At 60.2% G+C, this 25,273-nt stretch carries 23 protein-coding genes; 9 read left to right on the plus strand and 14 right to left on the minus strand.

Annotated elements, in window-relative coordinates:
- Positions 1 to 13: 13 nt before the first annotated feature.
- Positions 14 to 493, minus strand: coding sequence for a DUF417 family protein (locus tag GSQ77_RS06380; RefSeq protein ID WP_158900185.1), 480 nt, complete (start codon positions 491 to 493; stop codon positions 14 to 16).
- A gap of 144 nt (positions 494 to 637) precedes the next feature.
- Entirely contained in the window at positions 638 to 1,177 is a 540-nt protein-coding gene (locus GSQ77_RS06385) for a carboxymuconolactone decarboxylase family protein (protein ID WP_158900187.1), read from the minus strand.
- Between the two features lie 368 nt (positions 1,178 to 1,545).
- Between GSQ77_RS06385 and GSQ77_RS06390 the strand changes: the two genes are divergently transcribed.
- Positions 1,546 to 2,553: a ferritin-like domain-containing protein gene (locus GSQ77_RS06390; protein WP_174246394.1), complete on the plus strand. Its 1,008-nt coding sequence runs from the start codon at positions 1,546 to 1,548 to the stop codon at positions 2,551 to 2,553.
- Positions 2,554 to 2,621: 68 nt separating this feature from the next.
- On the opposite strand, the gene GSQ77_RS06395 is transcribed toward GSQ77_RS06390, so the two are convergent.
- A complete protein-coding gene (locus GSQ77_RS06395) occupies positions 2,622 to 2,987 on the minus strand; it encodes a hypothetical protein (RefSeq protein WP_158900496.1) in 366 nt (121 codons plus the stop codon).
- Positions 2,988 to 3,149: 162 nt separating this feature from the next.
- Here GSQ77_RS06395 and GSQ77_RS06400 point away from each other — a divergent pair, with 162 nt between their 5' ends.
- Positions 3,150 to 3,530 carry a hypothetical protein gene (locus GSQ77_RS06400; RefSeq protein WP_158900189.1) on the plus strand — a complete coding sequence of 127 codons (381 nt, stop codon included), beginning with the start codon at positions 3,150 to 3,152 and terminating at the stop codon, positions 3,528 to 3,530.
- Positions 3,531 to 3,568: 38 nt separating this feature from the next.
- Here GSQ77_RS06400 and GSQ77_RS06405 read toward each other — a convergent pair whose 3' ends face one another.
- The 5 genes from GSQ77_RS06405 to GSQ77_RS06425 all read right to left on the minus strand — a co-directional run bounded on the left by GSQ77_RS06405 (position 3,569) and on the right by GSQ77_RS06425 (position 10,798).
- On the minus strand, positions 3,569 to 5,596 hold the full coding sequence (locus GSQ77_RS06405; protein ID WP_158900191.1) for a heavy metal translocating P-type ATPase: 2,028 nt from the start codon (positions 5,594 to 5,596) through the stop codon (positions 3,569 to 3,571).
- Positions 5,593 to 6,729 (minus strand): SPFH domain-containing protein, encoded by a 1,137-nt coding sequence (locus GSQ77_RS06410; RefSeq protein WP_158900193.1) that lies wholly within the window; start codon positions 6,727 to 6,729, stop codon positions 5,593 to 5,595. The genes GSQ77_RS06405 and GSQ77_RS06410 overlap by 4 nt, the downstream gene beginning before the upstream one ends.
- On the minus strand, positions 6,726 to 7,793 hold the full coding sequence (gene hflC, locus GSQ77_RS06415; protein WP_158900195.1) for a protease modulator HflC: 1,068 nt from the start codon (positions 7,791 to 7,793) through the stop codon (positions 6,726 to 6,728). The genes GSQ77_RS06410 and hflC overlap by 4 nt, the downstream gene beginning before the upstream one ends.
- Positions 7,794 to 7,846: 53 nt before the next feature.
- Positions 7,847 to 9,718, minus strand: coding sequence for an SPFH domain-containing protein (locus GSQ77_RS06420; protein ID WP_158900197.1), 1,872 nt, complete (start codon positions 9,716 to 9,718; stop codon positions 7,847 to 7,849).
- A gap of 81 nt (positions 9,719 to 9,799) precedes the next feature.
- Positions 9,800 to 10,798: an MBL fold metallo-hydrolase gene (locus tag GSQ77_RS06425; RefSeq protein ID WP_158900199.1), complete on the minus strand. Its 999-nt coding sequence runs from the start codon at positions 10,796 to 10,798 to the stop codon at positions 9,800 to 9,802.
- A gap of 280 nt (positions 10,799 to 11,078) precedes the next feature.
- Here GSQ77_RS06425 and GSQ77_RS06430 point away from each other — a divergent pair, with 280 nt between their 5' ends.
- From GSQ77_RS06430 to GSQ77_RS06450, 5 genes are read left to right on the plus strand one after another with little or no spacing between them, the layout of a single operon-like run.
- Positions 11,079 to 12,350, plus strand: a complete 1,272-nt coding sequence (locus GSQ77_RS06430) for an amino acid ABC transporter substrate-binding protein (protein WP_158900201.1) — start codon at positions 11,079 to 11,081, stop codon at positions 12,348 to 12,350.
- Between the two features lie 51 nt (positions 12,351 to 12,401).
- The gene (locus GSQ77_RS06435; protein WP_158900203.1) at positions 12,402 to 13,277 is read left to right on the plus strand and encodes a branched-chain amino acid ABC transporter permease; all 876 of its coding nucleotides are present in this window, start codon (positions 12,402 to 12,404) and stop codon (positions 13,275 to 13,277) included.
- Positions 13,270 to 14,250 carry a branched-chain amino acid ABC transporter permease gene (locus GSQ77_RS06440; protein WP_254067467.1) on the plus strand — a complete coding sequence of 327 codons (981 nt, stop codon included), beginning with the start codon at positions 13,270 to 13,272 and terminating at the stop codon, positions 14,248 to 14,250. Before GSQ77_RS06435 ends, GSQ77_RS06440 begins: the two co-directional genes overlap by 8 nt.
- On the plus strand, positions 14,240 to 15,025 hold the full coding sequence (locus GSQ77_RS06445) for an ABC transporter ATP-binding protein (protein ID WP_158900206.1): 786 nt from the start codon (positions 14,240 to 14,242) through the stop codon (positions 15,023 to 15,025). Before GSQ77_RS06440 ends, GSQ77_RS06445 begins: the two co-directional genes overlap by 11 nt.
- Positions 15,015 to 15,728 carry an ABC transporter ATP-binding protein gene (locus GSQ77_RS06450; protein WP_158900208.1) on the plus strand — a complete coding sequence of 238 codons (714 nt, stop codon included), beginning with the start codon at positions 15,015 to 15,017 and terminating at the stop codon, positions 15,726 to 15,728. Before GSQ77_RS06445 ends, GSQ77_RS06450 begins: the two co-directional genes overlap by 11 nt.
- 48 nt (positions 15,729 to 15,776) lie before the next feature.
- Here GSQ77_RS06450 and GSQ77_RS06455 read toward each other — a convergent pair whose 3' ends face one another.
- Complete coding sequence (locus tag GSQ77_RS06455; protein ID WP_158900210.1) at positions 15,777 to 16,274, minus strand: CinA family protein; 498 nt, start codon at positions 16,272 to 16,274, stop codon at positions 15,777 to 15,779.
- Between the two features lie 45 nt (positions 16,275 to 16,319).
- Positions 16,320 to 17,435 carry an enolase C-terminal domain-like protein gene (locus GSQ77_RS06460; RefSeq protein WP_254067468.1) on the minus strand — a complete coding sequence of 372 codons (1,116 nt, stop codon included), beginning with the start codon at positions 17,433 to 17,435 and terminating at the stop codon, positions 16,320 to 16,322.
- A gap of 178 nt (positions 17,436 to 17,613) precedes the next feature.
- Here GSQ77_RS06460 and GSQ77_RS06465 point away from each other — a divergent pair, with 178 nt between their 5' ends.
- Positions 17,614 to 18,306: a FadR/GntR family transcriptional regulator gene (locus tag GSQ77_RS06465; RefSeq protein ID WP_158900212.1), complete on the plus strand. Its 693-nt coding sequence runs from the start codon at positions 17,614 to 17,616 to the stop codon at positions 18,304 to 18,306.
- Between the two features lie 106 nt (positions 18,307 to 18,412).
- On the plus strand, positions 18,413 to 19,336 hold the full coding sequence (locus GSQ77_RS06470) for a ketopantoate reductase family protein (protein ID WP_254067469.1): 924 nt from the start codon (positions 18,413 to 18,415) through the stop codon (positions 19,334 to 19,336).
- Between the two features lie 22 nt (positions 19,337 to 19,358).
- Here the strand turns inward: GSQ77_RS06470 and GSQ77_RS06475 are convergent, their stop codons facing one another.
- The 4 genes from GSQ77_RS06475 to GSQ77_RS06490 all read right to left on the minus strand — a co-directional run bounded on the left by GSQ77_RS06475 (position 19,359) and on the right by GSQ77_RS06490 (position 25,200).
- Entirely contained in the window at positions 19,359 to 21,656 is a 2,298-nt protein-coding gene (locus GSQ77_RS06475; protein ID WP_158900214.1) for a fused MFS/spermidine synthase, read from the minus strand.
- Between the two features lie 500 nt (positions 21,657 to 22,156).
- Positions 22,157 to 22,780 carry an EF-hand domain-containing protein gene (locus GSQ77_RS29405; protein WP_254067470.1) on the minus strand — a complete coding sequence of 208 codons (624 nt, stop codon included), beginning with the start codon at positions 22,778 to 22,780 and terminating at the stop codon, positions 22,157 to 22,159.
- Between the two features lie 245 nt (positions 22,781 to 23,025).
- A complete protein-coding gene (locus GSQ77_RS06485; protein ID WP_158900216.1) occupies positions 23,026 to 23,757 on the minus strand; it encodes a glutamine amidotransferase in 732 nt (243 codons plus the stop codon).
- A gap of 18 nt (positions 23,758 to 23,775) precedes the next feature.
- Positions 23,776 to 25,200 (minus strand): APC family permease, encoded by a 1,425-nt coding sequence (locus tag GSQ77_RS06490; protein ID WP_158900218.1) that lies wholly within the window; start codon positions 25,198 to 25,200, stop codon positions 23,776 to 23,778.
- Positions 25,201 to 25,273 lie beyond the last annotated feature (73 nt).

Here is a 25,273-nt window from a genome sequence, read left to right on the forward strand (position 1 = left end):
AGTTGCAAACCCGTCACGAGGCCGTAGAACGTGACGACAAAGAGGCTACAAGCAGCGTCAAGCATGCGGCCAACAAGGCCACGTCCTTTAGCAGGAACTGCTCCAACAACGTAGAGATGATCGGGAAACCGGTCGGGCTGATCACGGTGATACCCGGCGTGCTCAGAACGAACGACGTCGTCAACAGAAAGGTGGCACTCGCCATCGCCGCTCCTAATGCTGAAACGGCCGGGATCGCCGATCCGATAATGAGCGCCGCCGCCGTCGTCAGTTCGACCGTCCCCACAACCCGCGCTTCGCCTCTCACGCCGAATATGCCCAACCAACTCATAAACGGGCTGTGCGAGATCAACGGCGCGATGGCGTCGGCCGCGTAGGGCGTGAATTTTTGTATGCCGAACCAGATGAAGATAGCCACCATGGACCACCTCAACAATGCCAGATGCAAATAAGAGCCGTTGCCCTTTTCTGCCACTCGGAAATGAACGTTCATGATCTCTCATCCTGCGTCTGTAGATACGGCGATGTATCCGTTCAAGCGGCTCGTGGCACATGCAATTCTTCGGGACATCGCGCTTGCCGAATCGCTCTGGTCAACTGGGTAGGCGCCGCAAAGGAGCGCCTGCCCAGTTGCGCTTTACTTGACCGGCGGGAAGTCCACGTCGGTATCGTTGATGCGATTGAAGGTGTTGGTGAAGATGGTCATGGCGATGGCCAGCGAGATCTCGGCCAGTTGCGTGTCGGTGTAGCCGGCCGTGCGAATCGCGGCGACCTCGTTCTCGCTGATCGTGCCGCTGGTCGTGTGCAGGTTCAGCACGAAGCGCACCAACGCATCGCGCTTGGCGTCACCTGTGGGCTGGCCAGCGCGGATGGCGCGCAAGGCGTCGGCCGACAGACCGGTCATCTTGCCCAGCATCACGTGGGCCGCGACGCAGTAGTCACAGCCGGTCTGTTCGCTGACCAACAGCTTGATGGTTTCGAGGTCTTGCTTGCTCAGGCTGCCCGAGGCCAATGCGCCTTCGGCGTTCAGCACGGCGCTCAGCGCGGCGGGCGCGACATGGCCAACGGCTGCGAACAGGTTGGGCACGCTGCCGCCGGCGATCTTGCGGACTTGGGCATAGACTTCGGCGGTGGCGCCGGTGGCCGAGGTGACATTGGGTACAGTGATACGGCTCATGGTGTGGCTCCTGGATCAGGTGGTTAGGAGCCTTCACTTTAAGTGGAAAGGGTGATCCGTATAAGGCCTTAAATGATCTATAAAATGCTCATAAGTATCATTCCCGGAATCTGACATAACGCACCACGCCGCTCTCAGTTCGGCCGGCCACCGACCGATGGGACGGTAATATGAGATAGTGCCCGCGACGTCATCCCCCTAACGCCAATGAATTGGCCACTTCGCATGCTAGCCATACTTCTGTCATCCATTTGAATGGGAGCTGATATCAGGACCGCACTCCCCGTCCTATGTCCTGGCCCTGTAGTACGGCTGCGCTAAAGCTTGGCAGGTTTCTAGGCGATAGCTCCGACCCTGAGGCAATCGCCATGAATCAGTCGGTCATTGATGAATTCGACATCGAGAAGATCGTCCCTGGCTTCACTGTGCCGACGGTGTCGCCGCAAAATGCCGACCGAGCCACGATCGAAGCTGCCAACGAGAACACGCGCCACTGGCACAGCCGGGTCCCCGGCTCGCTAGAGCCTGGTTCCAGCACACACCTGCGGGAAATATGCAGGATGTTCCGGGATACGTTCAACCCCTATCGTCCGTCCGTGCTTGACTGGCCCGGACTGGACCCTGAGACGCTCCAGCGCATCGTCTCGCTGCCGATCTGGGACATTGCTGTGCAGACAGAAGGCCGGGCCCGGTTGCGCATATCGGCATACGCGAAAACGATGACCAACCCCGACATGCGCGATGCGCTGGCATTGAATGCCTGGGAGGAAAGCCGCCACAAGGAAGTTCTTTCGAAGATGGTCGCAGCTTATGGGATTCCACTTGCGCGCGCGGCACCGTATAAATATCCGAGGGACGCCGAATGGGCGTATCTGGTCACCGGCTACAGTGAATGTATCGATAGCTTCTTTGCGTTCGGGTTGTTCGAACTCGCGCGCCGTTCGACATTCTTCCCGCCCGAGCTAATCGATACGTTTGAACCCGTGATGCAGGAGGAGTGCCGCCACATCCTGCTGTTCGCGAACTGGGTCGCGTGGCATCGCTGCGGCCTTTCGCGGTGGCGACGGATACGCTTCGAGTTCAGGGTTCTGGCTGCGTGGTGCATTCTCGGGTGGCAGCGCATCGGACTGGTGCGCACCATCGACGTTGATGGCCACGAGCACAAGCAGGACTACAACTTCACGGTGAGTGGCGCAAAGTCCGTCTCGGCGGGAGAGGTTAGCGTGCACGAGATTATGACCGTGTGTTTGCAGGAGAACGATCGCCGCTTTGCGGGCTACGATGCGCGTCTTCTACGTCCCACGATGATGCCTGGGATCGTGCGGTTCGCGTTGCGATTCATGCGCCGGCCGAAGAAAAACAATGTTACCAAGTGAGCCTGGTCTCGGGCTCGTCCTCGACAGCTTTGGGAAAGGTCCGATCGGGCAAAGCCGGCGGGCGATCTTTAGTCCCGCATGCGCTTGTCCGCCAGCGCCAGTTGGCAATCGTGAATGATCTTCACCACCAGCCTGGCTTGGTGATTCAGGTCGTCGGTATCCAGTATTTCTTCCACCGCATCGCGCGCCCATTCGGCGCTGACAAACCCCGCATGCCGCTCGGCGATCTCTCGTGCCACCACCGCGAGCTTGGAAATCGCCAACCAATCGGCGTGGCGGCTGTGCCGGTTCAACCACTTGTGCGCCGCCTGCACATGGAAATCCGCGGTCGGCCAAGTTTCGTTCAGATAAAACGCGCCGAGGATGCCGCAGGTGAGCCAACAGAGCAGCTCGATACGGTCTTGAGGGCTGAGCGGGTGACTGGCATCGTTCATGGCGGTGCTCACGAAGATGAATGCGTTGCGTGCAAAGCCGCGGCGTGCAGGCTTGGCGAGCTCGATATCAAAAGATAACACGCCCGAAGCGAGATGGCGTAAGCGGTAGCGCACATAATACGTGCACCGACCTTCGCCCCTGTCCCCAAGGACTTCACGCGTATGCCTTCTTCCATCCGAAACTCGCTCCTCTGGATCTTCGAGGCATTCGAGCGCGATTCAACCTACATTGCCAAGCGGATGTTCGGCTGCGATGCCGCTTATATCGACGGCCTGTTGTGTCTGGTCGCCGCCGATCGCGACGAACCGTGGAATGGCTTGCTGGTGTGCACATCGCAGGAACGCCATGCCGCGCTCATCGATGAAATGCCCGCTTTGCAGCCCCATCAGGTGCTGGGTAAATGGCTTTATGTCTCGCAAGACGATCCGACGTTTGAAATCATCGCGCAAAGGATGACGGCGCTCGTGCTCGCACGCGATCCACGCGTGGGTGTCGAGCCGAAGCCGCGTAGAGCGCGCAAAGTTGAGTCCTTGCGCGGGTGAAGCCGCCATGCGGGCGAAAACGTATCAGGCGCGAGCGTTCATGCCGCGATATCACTAATCTCGACGCCAGCGCTCTCGTCAAAACGTAGCAAGCGTCCCGCGTTCGCAATCACGATGAACGTGCCCACGTTATGCAGGATTGCGACCCACACGGCCCCTAGCAGACCCAGTGCAGCCAGGGCGATGATCGTGACGGTCCAGAGAAGGCCGATCGCCGCGTTGACGGTTGCAGTGCGGCGGCAGCGCCGCCCCAGCCGGATGCAAGTCGGAATACGCCGCAGATCGTCGCCGAGCAGCACGATGTCCGCAGACGCCACCGCGATATCGATGCCGCGCTCGCCCATCGCAATGCTGGTCGCACCGGCCTTGATCGCCAGTACGTCGTTGAGGCCATCGCCGACCACGAGCGGATGGTGTCCCGCTTCGAGTTCGTGCATCACGTAGTCGAGCTTGTCATGCGGCAACGCGTGCGCCACAACCGTGGCGATGCCGACTGCCGCAGCCACTTTGTGCGCTACAACATCGCGGTCGCCGGTCAGCAGGGTCTGCCGTACGAGCCCCAGCTCACGGAGCTCGGCGAGTGCAGCGACGGCCTCCGCACGTAAGGTGTCGGCGAAACCGAACCATGCCAGCAATCGGCCGTTGAGCGCGAGGCCGACGCACGGTCCGTCGATCGCCTCGGGCGGCGGCGGTAGCGCATGCACATGTTCGCGCAGCAGTTCGGCGCGGCCGAGTACCGCGGTGCCTTCGGGCGTTTGAGCCACCACACCCAGGCCACGCAATTCGCGAGTGCGCTCGAACGGCGCGGCCTCGTGCTCGGTCATGGCCGCGTAGTGCGCGAGCGCACGGCTGACCGGGTGGACGCTTCCCGCACCTAGCCGCGCGGCAAGCGTCGCGGCCACGCCCGAATCAACGCCCGGCTGCGCGAAGACGTCCGATACGCGCAATTCGCCGTGCGTGAGCGTGCCGGTCTTGTCGATCACCAGTGTATCGATCTCGGCGATCCGGTCGAGAAACGCGGCGTTCCTGAACAACACGCCGTGCCGTGCACCGACCGCAATCCCGGCAATGGCCGTGGACGGTGCTGCGAGCACCAGCGCGCATGGACAGGCCGCGACGATCACGGCCAACATCGCCGATGCATCGGCCGACGCGAACCAGACGATCGCCGCAATCAGCAGCACCAGCGCCAGATAACCGCCCATGTAGCGCTCGAGCACTTGGGTGATCGGCGGCTTGACCTGCTCGGCGCGCTGCAGCAATGCGATGATCTTGCCTAGCGTAGAGTGCTCGCCTGCGTGCGTGATTTCGATGCGCAGCGGCCCGTCGAGATTCATCGCTGCGCCGAACACCGCACGGCCCTCTTCGACGTCGAGCGGCAGTGATTCGCCCGTAATGGGCCCATTGTCGACGCTGGAACGACCGCGCCGCACAATGCCGTCGGCGGGGATGCGCGCGCCCGCGGCCACTTCGACGGTGTCGCCCGCGCGCACCGCTTCATAGGGGATCTCTTCGAGCGAGCCATCGTCCTTGACGCGCCGCACGTGGCCCGAAGTGAGCCGGCCCAGCGCACGAATCGCCTCCTGCGAGCCAAGCACGCTGCGTTCTTCGAGCGCGTGGCCGAAAGTCATCACGATGGGCAGCAAGGCGGCCGTTGTCATGTCGCCAATCGCCCACGCGGCCAGCATGGCCAGTGCGATCAAGCGGTCGGTTACGCCGTGCAGGCTCGGGGCCTTCAGGCTGTGCCATGCGCCGGAAAAAACGGGCCCCGCCACCAGCAGCGACGCGCAGCCGGCCAGCACCTCCGCGAGCTGCGCACCTCCCGCTGCAAAATACCGCCATGCAAGCGACAGCGCCAGCAAGCCGCCCGCCAGCAGTGCGAGCGCAATCTGCCGCGTGACGATGCGCCGCTGCGCCGCCGACAAGACGATGAGCGCTCCATCGTCGTGGTGCGGCTGGCCGCCGACGTGCTCTGCATGAGGATCAGCATCGTGCCCGGCGCCATGCACGCCTCGAGTCGCGCCGTCGAGCGTGGCACCTTCGACCGCTTCGATGTGCGCGTTCATTGAGTCTGCCCCGGTAGCACCAGACTCGATGCGTCGAGTGGATCGATGGTCGTCACGCGTCCCGCCTTCGACAGAATCTGCGAGATCCGGTCGCGATACGCGCGCGCGAGCAGCCCCGGATCGCTATTGGCGTCGAGCGGCGCCTCAAGCTGCAGGATCGTCGTGGTCTCAGCCTGCGCGAGCGCCACGCGTTCGGTGGACTTCGCCTGAGCACTTTGCAGGAGCTGATCGGCGAACTGCTGTGCGCCCTGGCGAGCGTTCTCGGCCGCGGTGCGGGCTTCAGCAATGTTGCGGTCGGCCGTTTGCAGCGAGCTCAGCACGGCGTTGAACGCATCCACGGCGGCCGCCGGAAATTGCGTTTGCACGTCCATGCGTGCCACTTCGATGCCCAGTCCTGCATGTGCCGCATCCAGCGCGTCGAGATGGCGCCGCACCGCCTGCGCCATCTCGCCACGCAACTGTTCGCGCTTGATAGCCATCTGCTGATCGGTCGACAGCAGTTCCGGGCGCGCCACCAGTATCGAATCGAGATCGCGCGCGGCGGTCACCTCGACCACCGCCGCCGCGACGATGCGCTGCAGTGCCGAGTCGAGGCGAGCCTGCTGTAGCACGTACGCATACGGCTCGACCACGCGGTAATACAGCGTGGCGCTCAATTGCACGACGCCGCTGTCGCCGGTGAGGACGTAGCCCGAGCCGGCCAGCGCATCGGACAGCCCGGGGCCGGACGGCTCAAGTGTCGGCTCGTCCGTCTGGAAGATTCCGGCGCCGTTATCGCCGAGCAGGAATTGCGCGGTCTGGCTCGACTCGGTGGCGACAGCCGGGTCGGCGGCGCGCGCGCGCGGGTCGCGGTCGAGCGCGCTGATGCGCTGTTCCAGCAGGCGGGCGCTGCCCGGGATGAGCAGCACCGTTTCGAACGGCCGCGGCCACGCGAGCAGCAGGCCCGCATCCTGGGTCCGCACGAATGCACCAAAACGCGTGACCACTGCTCGGCTGTCCGCCGGGATACGGCGGATGTTCGCTGTCGCCCACGCTCCCGCTGCGAGCAGCGCAATCGCCACGATGAACCAAAAGGCGAGGCGCACGGCCTGCGCGCCGGGTCCGAGGGTAGGCGCGTCCACGGCCGTGCTCATGGAGTGCGCCCGCTCTTCTTCGTCGGGGCATTTGCCTGACCGTCGCCTCCAGGCGGCTGGGTCACGCCTAGCCCGGCCGGTCCTTGCACGAGTACGTTGAACGGCGCCGCGTCGGTGCGCAGAATCAGGTTCGTATTGCTGTTGACGACCGTGTTCAGCGTGTCGAGCGACCGCAGCATCGTGTACAGATGCGGGTTGCCCGCATAACTCTTGCCGTAGACGGCCGCCGCATCCTTGCGCGACTGTGCTTCGATCTGCGCGGCCTTGACGCTCGCATCTGCGACGCTCACGCGCGCGTCGCGATCCGCGTCCGAGCGGATCTGCGCGGCCTGCCGTTTGCCATCCGCGGTGCGCTGCGCCGCCACGGTCTCGCGCTCGGCCCGCATGCGCTCGACGGTGGCCGAGAGCGTCACGGCCGGCAGCGTCAAACGCTCGAGGCCCACTTGCACGACATGCACGCCGTAGGCCGCATAGAGTTGCGAGTCGACTTGGCGGCGCAGTTCGTCCTCGAACTTGCCGATGCGCACCTGGTTGGCGTCCGTATTCACCAGCGAAGCCAGGTTAAAGTCGGCCGATGTTGTCTGTAGCGCGGAGCCGAGCAGCGAGCGGATCTGCCGCGCCGCTTCGTCCGGCTCGTTGCGCACCGCGCGCACGAAGCGTCCGACGTCGTTCGCATTAGCCGGGACGCGCCATGCCACATAGGCCTGCACGATGATGCGCAAGCCGTCGCGCGTGCCGACGTCCTGCAGGCCGCTCGAAGTGGTATGCAGACGCAGGTCCACGGGCACGGCGGCTTCGATGGGCGCCGGCAAGCGCCACGCGAGGCCCGGCTCTAGCAGCACCCGCACCGGCTCGCCAAAGCGCGTGACTACCATTGCCTCACCTGCCTGCACTTGGATGAAGCTGGCCACCGCGAACGCGATCACGACACACAGCGCTGCAAGCGCCACGCGCCAGTAGAACCCGCCGCCACCGGCCGCGGCACCGCGATGGCCGTGCGCGTCTGCGCCGCCATGAGGGTGATGATGTGCGTGACCGTGCGCGTGCGAATGATTCAAACTCACGATAACTCCCAAAGCTGTTGTCATGCACCTGTACCGTCACGCGGCACTTGGCTTCAATAGATACGCCGCGCACCCGCCGCATCGTCTGAGCCATATGAGCGCAGATCGATGGTGGCGCGATTGCCCTCGACAAGCCGGTCGTCAATCAATGTCACATGCGCATTCTGCAAACCGTTCTGCAGGTTGTGCAGGTAGTACTCGAGCACGAACGCAGGGCCGCTTGTCTGGGCGGCAACCATCTCGGCGCCGAAATCGGTTTGCTGTATGCGGGCGGCCGAGGTGATATCGGCGGCTTGGGCATCCGCTTGCGCGACCGCCGTCTGCGCCTGCTGCTGTGCGTCGCCAAGCGACGCGGCTGCCTGCCCGCGCGCCTGCGCTACGCTCGCCTGCGCGCGGATCTGCGCCGCCTGCACGCTGTGCCAGGCCGACGATGCCCCGGCCGGCGGATGCACGCTCTCGATCACCACCGCCACCACGTCGATGCCGCTCGCTACCTGATCAAGCTGCGTCTGCACCGCCAACCTGATGCTGTCGGCCATCGCGGTCTGACGTGTTTCCAACAGCGAATCCAGCGTATGCGACGCGAGATAGCGCACCACTTCGCGGTTCGCAATCGCCCGTAGGGTGCCGGGCACGTCATCCGCGTGATACAGCGAGGCGCGTGCCGCCGCATCCGACAGGCCGATCCGGTAATCGAGCCGCACGTCCGCACTGACAATCTGGAAGTTCTGCCGGTCGCCGCTCGCGCCGGCAATCACCTGGCTTGTCTCGCCCTCATGCACGACGTCCCACAGCCGGTTCAACGGTTCGGGCGTTGCGGCGTCGGCGGGGATCAGCGCGGAGACGACACGGCTGTCGGCTTGGGAACCGGATACGACCAGTTGATGGACCGCGCCGTTGTCGATCACACGTGCCTGGCCAAACGGCCAGGGTAGTGCCACATGGGGACCCGGCTGCCAAACGGCGACCGGTGCACCGAAGCGCTCGTAGACGGCACGCTGCTCCGGTCCCAGCATGACAACGCCTGTGAGCAGCCACGCGCACACGCCGATCGTGGCTATCGCAGCGGGCAACAGGCGCACCACGCTCAGCAATACCCAGTTCTGCCGCAGGTCGACGCCGTAATGGCTGCGCAATTCGATCGCAAGATGCGTGAACGCAGATGAGCGCCAGCGCAGCAGGCTTGCGATCGAACTATGCGCCATGCGAGCATCCACCACGTACGCATCGCCGGTACGTATAGGCGATGGCCTAAACCACGAGAACACGGCGCGCAATGCAAGTTCAAGCGCAATCGCAGCACTGAACAACGCCATTGCGCGGACCGGCCAGCCTGTCGAGACTCCGGAATACGCGAGCAGGCCGGCACATAGGGCCGCGATCAACGAGATCGCGAGCGCGGCGCGCAGCACGCTCGCCAGCGACGCCCAGACCCGACCTCGCCCGCTGTGCATCGAGTAATAGCGTTCGGCCACGAGCGTTCCGAACGCCAGAATCAACGCCCCCGCTGCGGCCACGGCCGGCATGCCGGCTGGCGTCGGCGCCGGCACGGATACCGGTACATGCCATCCGGCGGCGGCGGCCAACGACGACAGCGTCGCACACAAGAGCACAGCCCACGGTTGCCAGCTCACCGCCTGCACGCGTTTGCGCGCGGCGGTACCCGAGGTACACCACCAATTGACTCGCCACACACGGAGGTCCTCTGGCCAGGACGGCTGTACTCGCTCGCGTGGCGACCCGAAGGCTGGGCGTTGCGCCGCGACGGCCACGGTCAGCACATTGATCCATGCGCTAGCCAACACTGCGCACCATTGCAGATAGAACCCGCCACCTATGACCGACGGCAAACCGCCGAGCAACGCGGCAAGCGCGAAACTCACGTACGCCAGCCGGGACGCGAAAGCGGTGTTGCCTGACAACATCTTCTCCAAGTTGCTTGCCTGATATGTTGCTGCCACGGTTACGCCGGTCCGGGACAATCCGTGTTTGTTGATAACGATGTCTTATAAACCGGCGTAAACCAATGCGACGAAATGGGCGGGACCGATTACAAAATGTCCCCATTTGTCGTCGAAAGCGGCAGTCGGCTTGGCGGCGATAATTTCATCCAGTGATTTACCTTGCTGTTTGAGCGAGAGTACGTTGTTACGTACCGTGACTAGCATGTCGCGAAAAGCGATCAAATCGGCACGCGTTCCGACTGGACCATGACCAGGAACCAAAATCGTCCTGTCAGTAGTACGTTCGATTGCCTTATCGGTCCACTTTATTGCGTCGTTGATATTGCCGCCATCTTGGTTGTCGATAAATGGGTAGTACCCATTCCAGAAGGTATCTCCCATCGCCAACACATCCGCTTTTTCAAAGTAAACCCACAGATCGCCATCGGTATGGCCAGGACCAAAATGTTCGATTGCTATCTTGGTTCCGTCAAAGTCGAAAGTCTTTTCCTGATCGACCAGTATGGTTGGACGCGCCCCTGCCGACACAGGTTGAAATGTCCAATTCCAGTCATCGACGTGAGTGGTTTCGGACAAATGCTTCAAGGTATTTTTCTGCGCAATGATTTGCGCGCCGGCTGCATGCATCCACGCGTTGCCATCGGTATGGTCCCAATGCCAGTGGGTATTGACCACATATTTCAGGGGGGTGGGTCCAAGCTTGTTGAGCGCCACCTGCAATTTTTCTTTCGATGGGCTGATGCCGGCATCGACGAGAAACTTGCCGTCTGCGCCGGACAGGACCGTGATATTGCCTCCCGATCCCAACAAAACAGTGATATTTCCGCGCTGGGGTTCTACGTCGAGATCGGCCTTGGCTCGGACCAGATATCGCGCTCCCGCACCCGTATGAAAATAGTCGTTTGGCGTAATGCCGGTGGTCTGCGCCGTTGGGTCGGCAGTATCGGCGGATGCTGCGACAGAGGGCAGCAGTGCACCGGTTGCGATAGCAGTAGAAAGAATGATTTCTTTAGATAATTTAGCGATATTTTTCGTAATCATGAAATTCACCTATTCCGCAGAAATGGTCAAGATTCCAAATCAAGCCGGTGCGCAGAGCCTGCTCCAGCGCGGCCGTCTAGGGACGTAGTATGGGCAGGCGCGACGGCATCGTCTCTCGCACGAGCACGTATTTTTTCGAATCTGCACGATTTCAGTCGCGAGTCGGTGTGGTGTAGCGCCTCACCCCGGCGTCTAGGGTCAGTACCGGTATGAAGTTGTGTCCGCGCATGGCACAGTCTCGGAAGAATCCGGAGAACCGGTCATCGAGGGGACGAAAGCAATGCTAACAAAAGGTCTTATCCACGGGCTTATCAGCGTTTTCACTGTAGCGGCGTTCTCGGTCAATGCGCTTGATGCCCAGGCGGCCACGGCGCCTGCAGAAATCAAAATCGGCACGCTGTACGCTTCGTCAGGCAACTTCGCCGCGATCTCGATGCCCACCTATTCCGGGCTTAAGTTCTGGGTCGACCAGAAAAATGCGGAAGGTGGGGTATTCGTCAAACCGTTCAACAAAAAAATCCCGATCAAGCTGATCGCCTATGACGACCAAAGCAATACGGCCACGGCGGCCACCCTCTACAACCAATTGATCACGCAGGACAAGGTCGATCTGCTGGTGGCCGATTCAGGCTCGGTGCTGACATCCGTGGGCGTGCCGATTGCGCGCGAACACAAGATGTTGCTGGTCGATCAGACCGGTACCGGCGCGTCGTTCTTTACCAAAGACAACCCCTACATCGTGCTGACGGCCAACCCCGTCTCCAGCATTTGGCCGAAATACGCCGCCGATTTCATAACGAAACAGGGACCGGCCCTGGGAATCAAGCGCGTGGCTATCTTGTATGCCACCAACGATTTCACCGGAACCCAGGCAAGTGCGGTGCGTGGATTCATCAAGAACTCGGGCGCGCCGATCGAGATCGTGTATGACCAAGGTGTACCCACGACCACTACCAATTATTCGGTGTTGATCAACAACATCAAGGCGACCAACCCCGATGCGGTGGTTGAACTGGGCTACACCAACAACGACATTTCGTTTCTGCGCAACCTGCAGGATTCGGGTGTCAAATTCAATTTCGTTTTCAATATTTACGCGGGCCTCGAGACCGAGCACTTGCTGGCTACCGCGGGCCCTAAGGCAATGGAATACAGCTATACCTATGTCACGGCTTCCAACCTGCACTACAAGCCCGAGTTCGGCATGACACTCGACGATTACCACGCGGCTTGGACGAAGAAAAACAGTGACGGCAAGGTCGAATTCGGCTTCAACGCGGTGGCTGGCTATCTAACCGGTTTGGTGCTGGAAAGTGGTTTGGCCAATACCGACAGCCTCGATCAGTTGGCGATGCGCAAGGCTATCGGCGATTTGTCCGGCAAGCTGAAGACGCTGGACGGCACGTTCCAACTTGACGAAGCCGGTGCGCAAGTGGGCGAAATTACGCCGCTGGGCCAGTTGTTGCCCGACGGTCACGGCAGCGTCAAATTCACGGTGGTCTACCCGCCGGAAATGGCGACAGGCAAACCCGTTTATCCCACACCTCAATGACGACGGCTAGCCTGACACACCGTATGATTTTCGCTAGGCCGGATTGATCGGATGCTCGTCTACTCGATTATTGCCGGCCTGGTGTTCGGCTTGTATTTCTGCTTGGTCGGGCTGGGACTGAACCTCGTGTTCGGGGTGATGCGCATCGTCAACCTCGCGCATGGCGATTTCCTCATGCTCGGGGCGTTCACTGCATTCTGGTTGTATGGCGCGTTGCATGTGCATCCGCTGGTCACTGCGGTGATCGCGACGGTAGGCTTCATCCTGATCGGTATCCCGATCTATTACTTGCTGGTGCCGCAGTTGCTCAAGGCGAAGGATCCGGAGATGCTCTCCATCATCCTGTTCTTCGGCTTGAGTCAGGTGATAGAAGCGGTCGCGACCATCAGTTTCGGGCCGAGCGAGCGCGCGATCCCGGGACGGGTGCTGGGCACCGCGCCTATACATGTGCTGGGCCAAAGCCTGCCCGCGGCCTGGATTGTGAGCGGCGCGGTCAGCGCGTTTGCGGTGATCTGTCTTTACTTATATCTGTATCGCACGCGGCTGGGCCGCCTGACCCGCGCCGTGATGGTGCATCGCGACGAGGCGCTTGCGACGGGCATCAATGTCAATCAGGTGTCGGCCATCGCGTTCGGCGTCGGCTTGGCCCTGGCCGCCGTCGCCGGCGTATTTGCGCCTTTCATGCTGGGCAGCTTCAGCCCGTCGATGGGTGTCGAGATGAACATCCAGTCGTTCGCTGTGATCGTAATCGGGTCTCTCGGCCGGCCCATGGGCACGGTGCTAGGCGGGCTGATCTACGGCGTTTCGCAAATGCTGATGCAAACTTATTTCAGCTCGTGGGCTGGCTTGCTGCCCTATGTATTGCTGATTCTGATTCTGCTGATACGTCCTAGTGGATTGCTCGGCAAGAAGGTACGGAATGCATAAAACCCAGCCTGAAACCCGGCCTGACACCGCGCCTGAAACCCGGCCTAGCACCTTGCCCAGAATGCTGCGACATATCCTGCTCATACTGGTGCCGTTGGTCGGGGCGGCCATCGTGCTGCCTTATTTTTATAGCAATGAATTGCTGCTGTTCAACTTCATCGTCTTCCTGGTGCTGGCCCAGGGTGTCAACGTGATCTATGGCTTTACCGGCTATTTGCCCTTTGGCTTCGTGGGCTTCTTTGGCGCAGGCGCTTATGGATTTTCGCTCGCGGTAATGCATCTGCATGCGGCCCCCCTGGCCGCCATGCTGGTAGGTGCGGGAGCGTCGCTGGCCCTGGCGGCGTTGCTCACGCCGTTGCTGCGGCTGTCCGGTGCGTACTTTGCGATTGCCAATCTGGCAGCGGCCTTGGCTGCGTACCAGGTCGTGTCCAATCCCGATCTCGAATCGATTACCCGCGGACCCTACGGCATCAGTCTCACCGGTGTGTTCAATCCGCACCTGAGCTATGGCGTGGCCGTCGTCATCTTGGCTGCCACGCTGCTGACCGTCATCTATCTGCGCAACTCGCGTTTCGGCTTGGCATTGCAGGCGATCAAGGACGATCCGGTCAGTGCTGCCATGTCGGGTGTCGCGGTGGTGCGCAGCCGTACCATCGCATGGATGCTGTCGGCTTTGATCGCCGGCCTGATAGGCAGCGACTTCGCCTGGTATGTATCGGTGTTTTATCCCGAGACGGTGTTCAGCTCCGAGTTTAGTATTTTCGCTCTCGTATTCGCGCTTTTCGGGGGTGTCGCAACGGTTACCGGACCGGTGCTCGGCGTGCTGCTGCTATACGGCCTGTACAACGCGATCGGTATCTCGACCCCTCAATACTTTCAGTTGATATACGGCGCGTTGATCGTGATGCTGGTGCTGTTCCTGCCTAACGGACTGGTTTCGCTATTGCAGCGGCGAGGTGTTGATGTCCCTTGAAACCGTACCGCCGGAACCCGCGTCAAACGCGCCGGGCAACTTGGCCGAACCGCTGCCGCTGCCGTTGCTCACGGTCGACAAGTTGCTCAAGCGTTTCGGTGGCTTCATTGCGCTCGACCAGGTCAGTTTTGCGGTACATCCTGGCGAAGTGGTGGGTCTGGTGGGCCCCAACGGTTCAGGCAAAACCACATGCATCAATGTGATCACCGGGCTTTACGCGCCGGATGGCGGTGCGATCCGCTTCCAGGGGCGCTCGATCGGTGGTCTGGCGTCCCACCGGCTGGTGCATGCCGGCATCAACCGCACGTTCCAGATTCCGAAGCCGTTCCTGAGCCTGCGTGTCATTGAAAACATCGAGATTGCCGCGACTTACGGGCAGGGCGGCGCCAGTCGCGCCGACGTTGCGCAATTGCTCGACATGCTCGATCTGAGTGCTCATGCCCACAGGCGCGCGGATGAACTCAATAGCGTGCAACAAAAGATGCTCGACCTGGCACGTGCACTCGCGACCAAACCGAAGCTGCTGTGTGTCGATGAACTGGCGGCAGGGCTCAACCCGACTGAGCTGACGCGCGTCGCGGCAAACTTGCGCGCCATCGCGCGTTCGGGTGTGTCGGTGATCGTGGTGGAGCATCTGATGGGGTTTCTCGAGGAGGTCACCGACCGCGTGATTGTCCTGAACGCCGGCCACGAGATTTTCGAGGGCGCATTGTCGCAAGCGGTACGGGACCCCAAGGTGGTCGAAGTCTTTCTAGGGACCTCCCATGCCAGCTGATATTTTTAGCGCGACGAACCTGCATGCGGGGTATGGCAAGGTGCAAGTGCTGTGGGGGGCGGGACTGACTGTGGGCCAGGCTCAGACGGTCGTACTGCTGGGCGCAAATGGGGCGGGCAAGACCACCCTGATCAAGACCATCATGGGACTGATCCCATCGTGGCAGGGCAAGATTGTCTTCGATGGGCGCGATCTGACGCGCGCGCGCACTGACAAGCGCGTGCGTGCCGGCATGTCGTACATGTCGGAAATCGGCTGCTTCCCAGGCCTGAGCGTCGAGGAAAACATCCGTATCGGCGGCCAGTTCACGTCGCCCGAGCGTCTGCGTCAGCGCATGGCTGAACTCTATGAAGTATTTCCGGCGATGGCGAGCCGCAAGAAAGCCTTGGCTAGCAGTTTGTCCGGTGGGCAACGCAAGATGGTCGGGATTGCCAAGGCGCTGGCAGGCGACCCGAAGCTGCTGGTGATGGACGAGCCGTCGGCGGGACTGTCTCCGCTTTTCGTCCAGGAAGTGATGCAGGTGCTGGCCAAGTTTCGCCAGACCGGCTTGTCACTGCTGATCGCGGAGCAAAACGTCAAATTCCTCGAACTGGCCGACCACGTGGTGACGCTCTCGGGTGGCCGGGTCGGCTTTAGCGGGACTGTCGAGGCGATGCACGCCGACGATGCGTTGCGGCGTGCGTATTTCGGGCTCAAAGGGTAAGCGTGAATCTGCGCGTGCACAGCAGGAACGGGCCGTAACCGCTTCGCGTTACCGGCCGGCCAGAGCTTGCTCGAGTAAAGCCAGAGCAGCATTGGCGAACGCCACCATGTTCTCCATCCGGTCGGTGCCGCCGGTTTCGAGCACGCGGGCGACCTTGTGCGAGCCCGCGATCGCGAGGCAGCAATGTCCGGCTGCGTCGCCATAGCGATTGCCGGTCGGCCCCGCAGCGCCCGTCTCTGCCAGTCCCCAATCGGCGCCAAGACGTGTTTGCACCGTCGCAGCCAGCAGATGTGCCATCTCCAGTGTTGCAGACCGCATCTCGCGCACCATCAAAGGGGATATACCCAACAGCGCCTCGCGTGCTTTGGCTGTGTAGATGACTCCGCCACCGAGGAAAAACGCGGAGGCGCCGGGCACCGACAACAACGCGGCGGAAATCAGGCCTCCAGTCGAGGATTCCGAGACGGCGAGCGTCTGCCGCCGCTCGATCAGTATGTCGGCGACACGTTTGACTAAGGGAATATCGATTGTTGCCGTGCTAGTCATTCTGAGTTCCAGGTTGTCAATTTGACCCGATCAGCGAGGCCGGACTTAGTCCGCACGACAGCGCTGCACGCCTTCCTCCGACCATTCGAGCCCCAGGCCGGGCTTGTTGGGCGGAGTGATGTAGCCGTTCGATACCTGCAACGGCTCCTTAAGAATCGCATCGGCCCAACTTACGTATTCAAGCCAATGCGCGGTTGGCGTTGCGGCGAGCAAATGCACGCTGATCTCGGGGAACAAATGCGATGAGACGGGGATGCCGCGCGCTGCTGCGATGGCGGCACCGCGCAGCCATCCACTTACGCCACCGATGCGGGCGGCGTCGAGCATGAGGTAGTCTGCGGCCTTCGCGGCCACGGCATCATAAACGGCTTCCGGGCCATCCAGATTTTCGCCGATTTGAACCGGGGTGATCAGCTCATTGGCGATGGCCGCATAACCTTGCAGATCGCTGTGACGAATCTGCTCTTCCAGCCAGTAGATGTTCAGATCCTTCAGTGCCAGCCCACGGCGGATCGCATCGGGCACGGTCAGCCCCTGGTTGTAATCCACCATCAGCTCAGTGGACTCGCCGATAGCGGCACGAACCGCCGTCGCAACCTGCAGGTCCAGTTCGGGGTCCGCATTGCCGAGCCGCAGTTTCACCGCATGGAACCCTGGCTCGAGCAATTTGACCGCTTCTTCCGCGGCCTTTGCCGCGGGCATTAATCCCAAGCCATCGCTGTTATAAGCCCGCACGGGTGTGAGGTCTGCGCCCAAAAACGTCGCGAGGGGCATATTGGCAGCGATAGCTGCCGCATCCCACAATGCAATGTCGATCGCAGCCAATGCCATCCGCACTACGCCCGTGACGCCAAGCAAGGCATATCGCCGGCCAAGAAATTCGGCGATTCTCGCCGGCGCCACTGGCATGCCGACGATCAGGCCCGCCGCTTCCTGCATGACTTCCGCGATGGCCTTGGCGCCGCTCTCGCGATAGCAGAAAAGATAGCTGTGGCCAATTACGCCTTCGCTGGTTTCCAGATCAACGAGCAGCAGCGGGGCGGCGGTCATGGTAGCGGCGCTGGTGCCCAGCGGGAAACGCATAGGGACTTTCACATAGCGGGTGCGTATGGCCGAGATATGCAAAACGGGCCGAACGTCGGGGGAAGCATGGGCAGGCACGTCACTCTCCAGGGATGGTGGTACTGGTAAAGTTATAAACCAAATTTCGGACAATGGTCAACCTATGCGCAGTTTTTTGCGCATATAATTGGATTGGTTACCCAATTTTTAGTTCGTGTCACGTCGGTCCCGCAGAGAAGAGGGCAGCAACTAATGAGAGCTCTGGAGAGCATGCCGTATGATGAATGATGTCAACGTAGAGAGGGTACGTAGCTATCTGCTGGGCTCCAGCGTCGCGCACGGTTCGAAATTGCCGACCGAGCGAGCACTCGCGGAGCAGCTTGGCGTATCGCGCAACGTGATCCGTAAGGCTTTGGCCGTGTTGGAGGTAGAGGGACGCGTCGACCGTAAGGTCGGAAGTGGCACTTATTTCGTCACGCCGACCACGCAACGGGCGGCCCAAAATGACGGTGCAAGTCACGGTGCAAAGAGCGTGCGCGCGCAAGCCCTGGACATGAATCCGAAACAGATCGTCGAGGCGCGGTGCGCGTTCGAGCCCAACATCGCCGGTATCGCGGCCATGAATTGCACCTCGCTCGATTTGGAGCGCCTGGCTGAATGCGCTCGTCAATACCACCGCGCTGACAATTTCGCGGCCTACGAGGTAGCCGACGAGAATTTCCACGTCGCGATTGCCCTGGCAACTCACAACCCCGTGCTGATCAGCGCGTACCAGTCGTTTTCGGCCGCGAACGCCGCGGCGGAATGGGGCAGTATTCGCCAGCGTTTTCTGACGGCGGAGCGCCGCATCGCGTCACGCAACGAACACGACAAGATCCTGGCCGCCATCCGCAGTCGCGACTCGGCGGCCGCTGTCGACGCGGCGCGCGAGCATCTGCAGTACATCGCTTCTGCCCTGTTGCGGCCGTAAGGGCGGGCTGCCACGCCGACTCTTCCCCCTTTGTTTGACAGCGACGATTGGTTTAACGACAATAAACCAATATGCAAATTGGTTAACCAAAATGGAGCGCGATCAAATGAAAATAGCGGTGATAGGTTCCGGTGGCGTGGGCGGGTTTTACGGACTGAAGTTGGTGCAAGCCGGACATGACGTGACGTTCGTGGCGCGCGGCGCGCACTTGAAAGCCATGCAGGAAACCGGCCTCCACATTGAAAACGACTTGGGTAACAACGCTTCTGCCACCGTGAAGGCCACGGACGACATCCTGTCCCTGGACAAACCCGACGTAATCATCATTGCCGTCAAAATGTGGGATCTGGAGGACATTGCGCACACCTTGAAAAAGATCGCGGGCCCGCAGACCGCGGTGCTGTCGTTGCAAAATGGCGTTATCAAAGACTACGTATTGAAACGGGTATTCGGCGACGATGCCGTGATCGGCGGCGTGGGCTACGTGGCGACGTCCATAGGTCGCCCCGGGGTGATCAAGCAAGTCGGCGCCTTACAGCGCATCAAAATAGGCGAATACGATGGCCGCGCGTCTGAACGCACGCAGGAGTTGGTGCGGAGCTTTTCGGCCGGGGGCATCGACGCGACGCTCAGCGACGACATTCAGAAAGTACTGTGGGAGAAGTATGTGTTCCTGGTCGGTTTATCGGCTATGACATGCGTTACCCACCTGACGATCGGACCTATCCGCGAAAGCGAAGGTAGCCGCGCGCTTCTTCGATCGATCATCGCGGAAGGCGTGTTGGTGGGGCGTGCGCATGGGGCTTCCTTGCCGGAAAACTATGCCGAACTATGCATGGAACTGGTCGACAATCTGCCGTACACGATGACGTCGTCGATGTTTCACGATTTGGAAAAGGGCAATCGCCTCGAGTTGCCCTGGTTGAGCGGCGGCGTGGTATCGCTGGCCCGCGAGTTCAACGTACCGGTGCCCGCCAACACGTTTGTCGCGAACGCGCTTTCACCCTACGTCAACGGTCGCATCCACTGAAGCGGACCGTCGAACAGCGCGTTCATTCCATTCCGAGAGTACGTCGATACTCACTTCCCATGTTGTCATCGGTGACCGGCATTCTGTCGGCTGTGCGCGCAAGAATTTGCGTGCACGATTCGATCGGTTGCGTTTGCCCGGTCCCGCCCCTCAAGGCAAGACTGGCTTGCAGTGACATCAACTCATCCATGCGCTTGCGGTCGGCTTCATTGGCAAGGTTTAGCACTGGTCGACCATCGATCTTGTAAGCCTCAAGGGTGTTACGCCAGTTTGTGAAATCCCATACAAGAGGAGAAAGCGAGACCAGCATATGATTTGCGAATCGCGCTCCATAGGGAAAGCTAAGGCATGCGGTCCGTTCAACACGGTCAGACTCGGTGGCGTTGTAAAAATAAATGCCGTCTGGTTTCAGATGCGCTTTGACCAACGCCAAATATTCGGACGAAAGAAGGTTCGCAGCATTGGCTCTGAAGTACCAAGTGGTATTGGCAACAACCGCATCGAACTTGCGATCGGCATTCAGACGCAGCCAGCGGCGTCCATCGTCGGTAATAATCCGCACCTTGGGGTTTTTCAGGACAGAGGCCACCTCGGGTGTTTGAGCAATGAGCTTCAGATAACCCGGGTTGATCTCGATAACGGTCAGCGATGCCACCTGGGGATTGTTCGCTATGACCTGCGCCCACGAGCCCGATGAGAGGCCGATCATCAGCACATCTTGCGGATGATCATGAAACAGACTCAGCGCAAACGGCCGCACGATGCCGTTCGTGTCGTTCACCAGATCGACATTAAAGCGGCCGTCATACATTCCATTTCCATACACGACTCCCGCGTGATCAACGGTGATGACGCCGCTACGATTCTCTACCGCGCGCGTAAGCCGTGGATGAGCTTCAGGAAAATCTCCCCCTTGCAAGGCCTCGAGGGTTCCAGAGGCGGATGCCGGGAGCAATGTTATGGCCAGAATAAATCCTCCCGCGGCCCAGCTTGCGTGCCGCCACTTCGCACGACCGGGCAGCGGCAACGACGCGGACAGCAGCACCGCACAGAGGCATCCAGCCGCAACGAGTACCGCGGCAATGCTGACCAAGCCCAAGTGATCCATCAACACGAAGCCGGTGAGAATGCTGCCGATTGCAGCGCCGACGATATTGGCGAAATAAAGCAACGCGGTCCGGGTGCCTGCCCGGCTGTCGGGGGCGATGCCAAAATGAGCCAGGCTCGGCAACAGCGCTCCCCAATAGCGAGCGAGCAAATACACCATGACCAGCGCTACCGCGACGATCCCCAAGTTCGCCCAGGCAAGATGCGCGAGCACCGGCAAAAATAGCAGGCCGATCAGGTTGGCTTTGAGTATGCTGCCGACGATGTGCTTGGGGCCTTCTTCCCCTGTGGCCGAGCACCAGTCAGCCGCTTGCCGTGAGCCCGACGCCAACCCAATGAGAAAAGCAGCCAGTGTCAGCGTAAAAGCGACTGAAAGGCCACCCATTGCGTAAGATATCGTGCGCACAAAGAAGATCTCATACGACAGCGAGATGAAGCCGCCCAAAAAAGCCAATGCCGCTACCGGTGCGAAATGCAGGCTCGCGATTCGCGGGCCGGAACTCTCTAGTTTGACCATGGCAGCGGCGGGAGTCCGATAGTCTCGCCAGTACGCGCCCAGCGCACCCAGTGCTACGAGCGTGTTGATTGCGACCGCCACGTACACGGATATCTGCATACCCAGGAAGGGAAAGAGCAGCACCGTCGAGATCAGGCAAGCCGCACCGGCGCCCATGGTGTTGACGTAGTAAAGAAGGCCGACTGAATTGCCCACGTTGCCGGATCGTTTGACCAGATGTCCGACCAGCATGGGCAAGGTGGCGCCCATCAGCAGCGTGGGCACTGCCACGAGCGCCAGGGCGACAAGTGCAGTAACAGAAAGCGGCATGCCAAGCACCAGCGAGCCGACTTTATCGAATACGCTCAGCGATACGGTGCCGAAAAGTCCGGTCAGCAATTCGATGGCCGCGAGAACAGGCATTAGCGGCATGCCATGTCGCCTCGACAGCCATCCACCCGCGAGACTGCCGACTCCAAGGCCTAGCATGAACGCGGTGACGACTATGGTGACGGACTCGATGTTGACGCCGAAAATGCGAAACAGCGCGTGCTGCCACACAAGCTGATAGATCAGTGCCGGAAAGCCGGAAAAGAAAAAAAGCACACACAGAGTACGAGTCCATTGATTAATCTGCTCGCCCTGCTTTTGCCGTCCAGAAGGCTGTACAGCGATAAACCCGACCCCCACTTGCCCCTCGGATTCCCCTAACTTCATATTTTTACCTTTTTATTTTGCACGTGGATCGCTCGGTAACCAATGGGCCATAGTTGGACAATTCTCGGGCCGCTTTACAATGAATGCCGGAGAACTTAGAAAAGCAGATCGCCGGAAACATGATCAGCATTGAGATCTGGAAATTGAAATTCCATCTTTAAAGATAATCTCCCTTCATCTTGCCTGATTCGCAAATTCGTTGGAAGGGCTTCCGCCCTTGGCTTGAAGAGTCGCTTGCAGAATAATAATGGATGGGATTGATTAAAGGTCCTGTCGTATAGTCGATACTATTTCGCAGAGCGATAATCCAGTACGCTTTTATACGCGCATAGAATTTGATTGACTGAAGCGAAGATGGGGAGGGGCGATCTGCAAAAATTTCGTACCTACGTTGCGTAGGCGTCGCAATGAAGTAAGAGCTGATCGAACGTATGCGGTAGCGGGGGGGCGATAGCTTGTCGGCGGTCGTCGTCTCCGACAAGCTAGGTTGCGCAGTGGGCTTAGTTCGGGGCCTTTTCCGCCGTAATCATCGCGCTTTCGAATTTGAGAAATTCGCTGCTGCTGACGGTGTTGTCGCCGTTGGTATTCATCAGCTTGAGCAATGCCTGCGACGTTGCGCTGTGCGGGTCGCTGCCGGTGTTGGCCAGCGCCTTAAGCAATTGTGCATTCGATACTGAGCCTCGGTCGTCAGTGTCGAGCGACGCAAACAGTTGATCGGCTTGCGTTTTCGTCGCGCCGAACTGCGCGGCCGCGGCTTCGAAGGCCGACTGCGAAATCAAGCCGTCGTTTTTTCCCGGGCTGTGCGTCGGCGGGCGGCTGGCGTCGACTGCTTGCGCCAGCGCCTGCGCGAAACCAGGGGACGATTGTGGCGGCAGGTTCAGTCCAGCAAGACTCGTCTCGAACATGCTGATGCCCGCTCGATTGAGGTTTGCAATGGCCTGCGCATCGGGGCTGAGCGTTACTTGCGTTGACGACTCGGGCACGGAGGTTTCTGCGCTTGTCTTCGACGCGGCGGCCGCGGTGTTGGCTGCGCTATCCGTTGTGGATGCCGTGGGCGATGTGGATTGCGCATCGGCTTGCAACAGACTCGCCCCGTTGTTATTCGCAATAGCGGAAACAGACACGTTCTACTCCAATAGGAATCCGGATTTCGCACATCCGGGGTTCAGGGAAATGCCGTACGGTGGACGTACAGTCGGTATCAACGAATCCTCAGACATCGACATGCTCGTCGAGAGAAACCCATCGAGCAAGAGCAACTAAGGTCACATTGCGTTCCCTTGTGAGCAACGGTTTTTATCTTCCTGCATCGCGGCGTATGCTTTTTGATCACACGAAGGCGCGCTTGTTGCCCCACCCCTACGTGCTATTACGCCGCCTGGGCCCCGGCTAAACCCGCGAGCCAATCGCCTATCACCTGATGGGCGATCGCCGGGCTCACCGGATTAACGCAATCATGCAGCGTAGCCGCGCTGATTCCCGCCGTAAGGAGTTCGTGCGCATTCGCATCGATCCATGGTTCGATTACGCCAGGCACAACTTCGATATGAAACTGCAAGGCAAGCAAATAATTGTCGATCGAAAATGCCTGATGCGCGTAGGCCTGCGTGGAGGCAAGCAAGGTCGCCCCCGGCGGAAGATCGAACGTGTCGCCATGCCAATGAAGTACGGCTGGCGCCGCACTCGCGTGTGTACGGCCCAAAGACGCCAGCACCCCATGCCGCCCGGCATGGGTCAATTCCAAGGGGGCCCAGCCAATTTCCTTGAGGCCACCGGGATAGACCTTCGCACCCATCGCGGCGGCAATCAATTGCGAACCTAGACAAATCCCCAGGGTCGGCAGCTGTTTGCCGATGCGTCGCACGAGAAGCTCGATTTCTTCGCGCAGAAATGGATACCGTTCAGTCTCGTACACCCCCATGGGGCCGCCCAATACAACCATGAGATCGGCTTCGAGTGGATCGATATCGTTGAGTGCGGCGGTTGCCACGTCAACGTACTGGATTGAAAATCCGGCGCGCAGAAAAAATTCCGTCAGCGTGCCTAGATTCTCGAACTGCACGTGGCGCAATGCCAGTAGTTTCTTCGTCTGCTTCTTCATCTAGGGCCTCAGATTCCCTTATAGTCCTTCAATGCCCGTTGACGGGACGGTTTGATAGCGCTCGTGACTCAATTCGAGATCCAGTTTCACACGGCCCGAGGCGGTAGGTACGCGTCGATAGAACGATGCAATCCAGAGTGCGCCGATCGCGACATACACGGCAAACAGATAGGGGAAATATTTGACCGGGGCGGCCGGCACCGGATACACGCTGCCGACGGTAGGCAACAGCAGCAGTACCAGCGCCGCTACGCAGGCGAAGATATCGCGTCCTCGTAACTGGCCGAGGCGCTTCAGGTAGACGGGCGCCGCGATCGTGATCAAAAAGTAAGGCACGAGAAAGCCGAACGCCGCTAATGTACCCACGTAGTTGAAGATATCGAGCGGTGCTTGATGCGCAAATACCAGCAACGTAGGGACAAGAAATGCCCCGATGCTCATCGCCGCCACGGCGACATGCGGCGTTTCGTTCCGAGCATGGGTGTTGGCCGCCGAGGCGTGGAACAGGCCGTGCTGGCTCATTGCGAACACGACCCGCGCACCGGCATTGATACACGACATGCACAAAGAGAAGAACGAGAGCATCGCCGCCAGCGACAGCGGAATCTGCAGGAATTGCATGTGCACCACTTCCGCCAACACATTCAGCGGCGCATCGATCTGGTCCAGAGGTGTCTTGTAGCCGCGTACGCCGTACACCATCGCGTAGGTGACAAACACGAAAAAGATGCCCGAAATAAGCAGGCTCCAGATCACCGCGCGAGGAATCGATTTCAAGGGATTTTTCGCTTCATCGCCGAAGGCCGTGGCGCACTCGAATCCGACCAAGCTGAAGATGGCGACCACGACGCCTAACCCCATGTTCGATAGCGACGACGCGCCGATATCGAATTGAGCCAGGTCCAGCGCAAAGTGGTGCTGGGCCAGGACCACGACGCACAGCGCCAGGATCAGCAGCATCGAAAGGCCTTCCAGAAACAGCATCATCAACGCGGAGAGCTGCACATTCTTCCATGCGCAATAGCCTGCCGCGAGGACGCAGACCGCGAACAGCACGATCGGCGATACGCCGATGCCGACGGCGCTGAGCAGCTTGTCTGCAAACACGGCAAAGCCGGTGACGCCGGCCATTGCGATTCCCGCATAAGCCCAGATCAGCGACCAGCCTGCGATGCCCCCGGCGGTTAAGCCCAGACCGCGGCACACGTATGCATACATGGACCCGACGCCCGCGGTGCGCCGGGCAAACTGGTTCAGGTTGATGGCGACGAAGATCAGCATGACAGTGCCAAGCGCATAGGCCAGCCAACTGAGATTAGCGGTATTCGAGAACATCACGGGGATGATCAATGCCGCGGTCATCGTCGGTGAAATCAGCGCGATGGCTTGGGCGAGCAATTCGGAAAAACTGAGGCAGTTGGGACGTAGTCGAGTGTGTTCCATCGAAGCTCTCCAGAAAGAAAATGTAAAAGGCGGAACATCAATTTCTGTACAAATGCTACGATTCGAATGGACC

Origin of the sequence: Burkholderia sp. L27(2015), assembly GCF_009765705.1 — a bacterium.
In the GTDB taxonomy this organism is placed as follows: Bacteria; Pseudomonadota; Gammaproteobacteria; order Burkholderiales; family Burkholderiaceae; genus LMUX01.